This window comes from Lacibacter sp., assembly GCF_057361365.1.
The window spans coordinates 267,873-274,628 of record NZ_JBMQSG010000010.1 but is presented as its reverse complement, the minus strand read 5'-3'; the positions used below and the strand labels follow the sequence as shown (position 1 = coordinate 274,628).

Below are 6,756 nucleotides of genomic sequence, written 5' to 3'. Positions count from 1 at the left end.
GATCGTTATTACATTACCATAACCTGTTCCTGCACTATTGGTGGCATAAGCCCTGATGTAATATGTTGATGAAGGATCAAGATTCTTTAACTCTGATACAAATGTTCCCGATGTTGTACTCACTTTTGTAGTATCATCTGTGATCGTTGGCAATTGACTTGTCTTACTATAAGCAAGACCTGTAGCAGTAATTTCTGCCCCTCCATTAGAATTAATAGTACCACCACTCATGGCACCGGTTGCTGTTACATTAGTAGCAGCAGTGGTCGTTAGCTCGGGCACCTTCTTGGGCGCATCCTTCCTTTTACAACTACTGATCATAATTATTGCTACACCGCCAAATACCAATAAGAGGTTTCTGATTGTAATCATTGTGTTTGTTTTAAAACATAAATATTTTTTCTACCTGATTATTATGATGTTTATTTGGGAGCACTGATCACCAACACTTTAAATTCTTTTTCAGCCGGCTCCAATTCAAAACCGAGGTCACTTAATACTTTTTTAACATCACTCCAATCAGTTGTGTTTATCATTACATCGATATCTACATTGTACTTAATACCGGTTTCATTAATAATCACGGGCACAGTGCCGCTAGTTTCCCAATAGTTAAAACCACCCAATGCAAACTGAAAAAAATTATCGAGCGGTACATTACTGCCTTTGTACATTATACGATCTGCTTTAGCTTCCCTTTTTCCTCCTTTTGTTTCCAGTCCTTTTGCTTTTTCCGTTGCTACTATTTTGAGATAGGTTGATCTCTTTGTTTGGAACTTAGCCTCGTACCCGAAATATCTTTTCAAATCCACCTGCATACACTCCATCAAATACTCCGGTGTGATCTTCCTGGCCGGTAAAACAAGGCTATACCAATAGAAGCCAGTTTCAGTAGCGGCATCTGCCTTAAACTTTGCACTGTCGTTTGTTTCAAACACTATTTTCGGGAGAATTTCATTGTAGATGTTTTGTCCATAGCTCCATTGAAGATTTCCGGTGAACGCCATTCTGTATAATTCTTCGAGTGATACACAGGCTTCAAATAGTTGCCGGTCGTTAGTCCGAATCATTGGTGGAGAATTGCCCAAACGGAAAAAATGTACATCCGGCCAATCCTTCAGAGGGGTTCCGGGGATGTGTTCGGTAATAAGGGAACGATACTTAAATATTGCATCGTACTGTGCACCACCGCCATTTCCATTTACCAGAAATGGTGTTGTTATATCATAAGCGTTTGAGTCCTGTTTTGCCCAATAACTGTGGGAGCGATCGCTAAAAGAGAAATCCTTTCCGTCCAAAAATGCTTCAATATTTTTTATCGTGAGATCACCAGCTCCTGTTATGGCTTTTACAAAGCCTTTATCATTTACCCATAATAAATGTGGTGCCCCATTTGGAACGGAGTTTTCATAAAAGGGCATATTGAAGGCATACGGAAACTTCAATTCCAACTTCTTTTTAAAATTTTCGAACATTGACTGAATGCCTTCCTCGTCTGTACCCACCAGGATCAAGTCAAGTCCTTTGTTCTTATACAATTCATGCACTTGGTTGAGTTTTGGAAACCCCTGCACGCAAGAGACACAGTTTTTATTCCAAAAATCAATAATGACATAGCGCCCTTTTAATTCTGCAGGTGTGATTGCCGGCTTTCTGAAGTTGCCAATATTTTTTAACTGAAAAACTGGAACCGGTTTTCCAATTTCGGGTACCACCATTTTCTTTGATAAACCTTGTGATATTGCTGAGAACTGCAAAAAAATAACCAGGAATATTATGTACGAGATTATTTTCATTGTATATTTTTTAAAGCTTTGTTTCAAATTTTATTAACTGCTTACTGTGCGATTGCTGTTCAATTGTACCCTGTCATTCAACTTTTAATATCCAGGGTTTTGAGGCTTTAGGTTAGGGTTGTTAAGCATCTCTGTTTCAGGGATAGGATATAAAACATCATGAACCTGCCAGTTCGGTTTTACACCCAAAACAGCATTTGCCCTGTCGGTTCTTTTCAAATCAAACCAGCGATGTCCCCATTCTGTAAAAAGTTCCAGCCTTCTCTCCTGTTCAATTGCCAGTAAAAGTGCCGATTGAGAAATGCCCGGATTGGTAATTGCGATAAGTGGAATATTTGCACGGCTCCTGATAACATCCAGGTCAGCAATGGCGGGCACTAATTGATTTTGCTTTGCCCTGGCCTCTGCACGTATCAAATACATTTCTGCTAAACGGATGACCATCGTATATTCAGGACCATTACCAGCCAATTTGAGCGTGCGTTTATATTTTGCAGGGTAGTAAAACTTATTTGTACTGGTTGTAAAACTATCTACCCAGCTACTGCGCCTCTTATCATTCGCCGTAAAAGATTTTACCAGCGAACTATCTAATGCAGCCGGAGAAACAAGTCCAGGTGCTGCATTAAGTATCAATAAAATTCCTTCCGCAGTATAACCATTCATGTTCGGGTTCATCATCTGCCATATGGCTTCGTTACTATTGGCAAGAAATACTTTGCCCAGATCATTTTCAATTCCGTACCGTGAATCGTTAATAACAGTTGTTGCCTGCGTAACAGCTTTATCCCAGGCAGCTGTATATAGATACACCCGGGCTAACATGGCAGTGGCAGTAATCTTATTTACCCTTACTTTATTTGCAGTGGGATACTCTGCAGACAGTTTGGATTGTGCAGCAATAAGATCTGCGATGATTTGATCATAAACAACTCTTGCAGAAGCCCGTGAAGCCGATTGATTGATACGATAATCTGTAGTAGTAATGAGTGGAACGTCGCCATAAAAATTAACAAGGTAGAAATAGCTAAAGGCACGAATAAACAGAGCTTCGCCTTCTAACTGCTTTTTTACAGCGTCTGTTACGCCGGTAGATTTTGACAGCCCTTCTAATACTGCATTGCAAGCATAAATTATTTCGAAGGCGGAGCCCCATAACTGGTAATTATAACTATTGCGGGGCTGCAGGCTATTACTATAAAACTCAATCAACTCCAGTCCATTGTTATAATTAACCAATTCGTCAGCACTATAGGCAGCAAGCAGCATCGTGCTGTTATATGATCCACTGGCAAAGCCTTGTATTGATCGCATTTGGTAATAAATGCCGCTAATAGCAGAAATAGCTGTTGCATCGGTTTTAAAAACTGTTTCTTCTACCACCTGCGATTTAGGAAGTTCTACTTCCAAAAACTTTTTGCAGGAAGGCATCAATACAACCAGCGAGATCAATATTATAGTAGTTAGCCGCCGCATTTTCTTTATAGTTTAATTTGAATTCCCGCTGTTAACATTTTAAGCACGGGCATATTTTCACGGTTGGGAACCTGTGGGTCAAGTCCTATATAGTCAGTAAATGTGATTAGGTTTTGCCCATGAATATAAACTCGTACAAATTCCATGTGCCACCTGCTAACCAATTTTGCGGGAAGATTATAACTAACAGCAAGAGTTTTCAGCCGCAAAAAGGAAGCGTCAGAAAAATTAAGATTGCTCTGCAACCAATACCCATATTCCTGAGAAATTGCTGGAGGACCAGTTGAAATTTTTTGCAGTGTTGTCAAATCACCACTCTTTCTCCAAACATTACTTAATATATATGCGGGTTGATTCGCATTGGCAGATCCGGGCCCTGGAAAAGTTGCAGGATTTGTACCGGCAACCTGTTTTACAAATTCAAAAAGGAAACTCAGTTCAAATGTTTTATAGCTTAGGGTATTATTTATGCCCCCATAGAACTTTCTTCCCACATCAATTACTTGTTGCTGGTCTGCGATATCCAGCTTTCCGTCTCCATTCAAGTCTGCCGTTTGATAAATACCGGTTTGAGGATTTACACCCAAGCCCTTATAGGCCTTGTAAATATTCAATGGTTGACCAATAATATAAGAATTCCTGTAGGTGGATCCCTCAAGATTTGGGAAAGAGATGAGTTTGTTTCTCGGAATAGTTATGTTAAAGGCAGACGACCAAGTGAATTCATTTTTGCGAAGATTCACAGTATTCAATATTAATTCTAACCCTGTATTTTCCACTGTTGCGGGAAGGTTGGCCGGTACGGAAGTAAAACCGGTGATGCGTGGTAATTGATAACCCACTAACTGGTCCGAAGCGAGATTACGATACCAACTGGCTGAGAAATTGATTCGGTCCTGCAATAAACCAAGCTCCACACCGATTTCTAGTTTTTTATTAGTTTCCCAACTATAATCAGGGTTTGCCAGGGCTGTTGGATAAAGTCCTGTAAGGCCATCGTAGGTGTAAGTAGTAGGTGTAAACGTTGACAAGAAACCATAATCAGGAATATTGTCGCTACCAGTAATGCCGTAGCTGCCACGGATCTTTCCGAAGTTGATAAAAGAAAATTTGTTAAAGAATTTTTCATTGGTAAAGATCCAGCCAAGGCCAAGGGCCCCAAAATTGCCAAATTGTTTGCCCGGCCCAAACCTTGATGAACCATCTCTGCGGCCCGTAAGGTTGATCAGGTATTTTTTCTTCCAATTATAAGCTGCACGTCCAAATACGGCCGCATATTTATAGTTGTTCTTGTTTGAAAGATCACGATTTACATAAGAAGCAGAGCTCAGATCTCCTAAAAGATCATCACTTGCATAGGAATAACCTGTTACACGTAATTCTTCACCCCCGCTTTCCTGATAAGTAATGCCTATCAGTAAGTCAAGGCTTCCGTCTCCCATTCTCTTATTATAGCTGGCCTGTGGCTCAATGATCCAGGAACTAAAATCATTTTTTCCAACCTGCGTAGAGTTTATTACACCTGATACCCTGGGGTTAAAACTGGAGTAGGGAGTACTAACAACTTCAGTATTGCTAAGACTGGTATATCCCACATTAGCCCTTAATCGCAAACCTTTCAGCAATTCATATTGCAATACCGAATTTGCTATTAACGATTTGGTTTTGTTTCTATGGTCTATTCTCGTTTGTGCAAGAGGATTTGTCCATGTAGCATTATTGTTATAGATCGCCCAGTTTAAACTTCCATCAGAATTGTAAAGCGAAGGTGCCACAGGTGCAAGATGAATTCCTAAAGGCACTAAATTACCATCAAACAATTTGTTGTTATCTGCTCCAAAACTGGCAGTGAAAGTTGCAGTAAACTTGTTATTTGATGATTGATGTTGTACACTTAAGTTACTTGTTACTTTGCTGTAACCAAAATCACCAGGAAATACTATAGTGGAGTGATGATATCCTCCGCTAAATCGGAAAGAAGTAAAGCCATTTCCACCAGAGAGCGCAATTTCTGCATTTGTGATTTGTGCCGTCCCACCAAAAAGCTGTTTTTGCCAATCTGTACTTCTTGTCGTATCCCAAACCATCAGGTCCGGAGCATAACGTTTGCCATTAGTGCCATTGTCTGCAGGATTAGCAGTTGGTATTAATCCATCGTTTGCAAAAGCCTCTCTTCGCATGGCGAGGTATTGCTCACGGTTCATTAAATCCATTTTTGGAGCCTTTCCAATGCCTTTATAAAAACTTACATCCAACTGTGTTTTGCCTTTCAGATTTTTTGCCCCTTTTTTGGTTGTGATCAATACCACACCATATGCCCCACGGGAACCATAAATGGCAGTTGCGTCAGCATCTTTCAATATTTCAATGCTTTCGATATTTTCAGGATTGATTGTGTTGAGTGGGTCAATTCCATTTAGGGTTAGCCTTGCATTTGAAGTGGTAGGGTTAGATGCCACTGGAACGCCATCCACTACAAAGAGAGGCGGTACAGCATCTGTTCTTACCGTGCTCTTTCCTCTTATAGTAATGGTATTCCATGTACCGGGCACACCGCTTAAAGAAACGATTTCTACTCCCGGCGTTCTCCCTTGCAGAGCCTGCAGTATATTGACTACCGGTTGGTCCCGTATTTCTTTTGCCTCAATCCGCACCACATTTCCCAGCATTGTCTCTTTCTTTTGTTCCCAGTATCCACGCTTAATTACAACTTCATTTAAGCTTTCTACTTTTGCTCTTACCCTTATATCGCCTAAGTTGCTCCTCCCGTTTACTTTTATTTCAATCGCCTGGATACTTATACCGGTAATCTGCAACGTCGCTTGTTCGTTCACGTTAGTTAGTTCAAAATAACCATCCCCATTACTGGTGGCACCCTGCTGTGCTGTACCCTTCACAATAATGGAAGCTGCTACACCTTCTCCGCTCTCATTTACAATCCGTCCTTTTACAGTAATGAGAGGAGGAAGATTACTTATTGTAATATCCCCTCCTTGGGAGGGGTTGGGGTGGGTCACATTCTTTACAACAATGGTTTTTTCAATAATGCTGTATGTAAAAGGCTGTCCTGCAAAACATTTATCCAACACCTCCTCAAGATTTGCATTATTCACTTCAATAGTTACTTTCTTGGCCGCCTTCAATTGAGAAGCCGTATATAAAAAACTGTAGCCTGTTTGCTTTTTAATGGATTGCAATATTTTTTCAAGTGGTGCATCCTTTGCAGAGAGAGTTACTTGCTGGCTGTATCCTGTTGCACTTGCAGTAACAAATGCACATAGCAGTAAAAGGGCGGTTATTTTCATGATCCGAAACAGTTTAATTGCAGCCTTGCTGTCAATTCGGAGCAGGCCACAAAGAGCCATTAATAATGTATCTTTACCTCTGTTTAGGTTCATAACGCAAGTCTTTACGGGCTATATGTTTTGTAACCTCAACTTCGCCGCTCTGGTCTCGTACACCGGGGCGGTTTTGTTTTCTCCTC

At 40.6% G+C, this 6,756-nt stretch carries 3 protein-coding genes and 1 pseudogene; all 4 read right to left on the bottom strand.

From position 1 onward, the window contains the following. Positions 1–372 (bottom strand): annotated as a pseudogene (locus tag ACO1QW_RS09660) (hypothetical protein); the annotation flags it as partial. A gap of 50 nt (positions 373–422) precedes the next feature. After that, complete coding sequence (locus tag ACO1QW_RS09655; protein WP_486257950.1) at positions 423–1,796, bottom strand: TlpA family protein disulfide reductase; 1,374 nt, start codon at positions 1,794–1,796, stop codon at positions 423–425. An 84-nt stretch (positions 1,797–1,880) separates the two neighbouring features. After that, positions 1,881–3,272 carry a RagB/SusD family nutrient uptake outer membrane protein gene (locus ACO1QW_RS09650; protein WP_486257948.1) on the bottom strand — a complete coding sequence of 464 codons (1,392 nt, stop codon included), beginning with the start codon at positions 3,270–3,272 and terminating at the stop codon, positions 1,881–1,883. A gap of 5 nt (positions 3,273–3,277) precedes the next feature. Further along, complete coding sequence (locus ACO1QW_RS09645) at positions 3,278–6,577, bottom strand: SusC/RagA family TonB-linked outer membrane protein (protein ID WP_486257946.1); 3,300 nt, start codon at positions 6,575–6,577, stop codon at positions 3,278–3,280. Positions 6,578–6,756 lie beyond the last annotated feature (179 nt).

Excerpts from the sequence above, each read along its gene's own strand:
- ACO1QW_RS09650 (WP_486257948.1), bottom strand. The coding sequence starts at position 3,272 with ATGCGGCGGCTAACTACTATAATATTGATCTCGCTGGTTGTATTGATG.
- ACO1QW_RS09645 (WP_486257946.1), bottom strand. The coding sequence starts at position 6,577 with ATGAAAATAACCGCCCTTTTACTGCTATGTGCATTTGTTACTGCAAGT.
- ACO1QW_RS09655 (WP_486257950.1), bottom strand. The coding sequence starts at position 1,796 with ATGAAAATAATCTCGTACATAATATTCCTGGTTATTTTTTTGCAGTTC.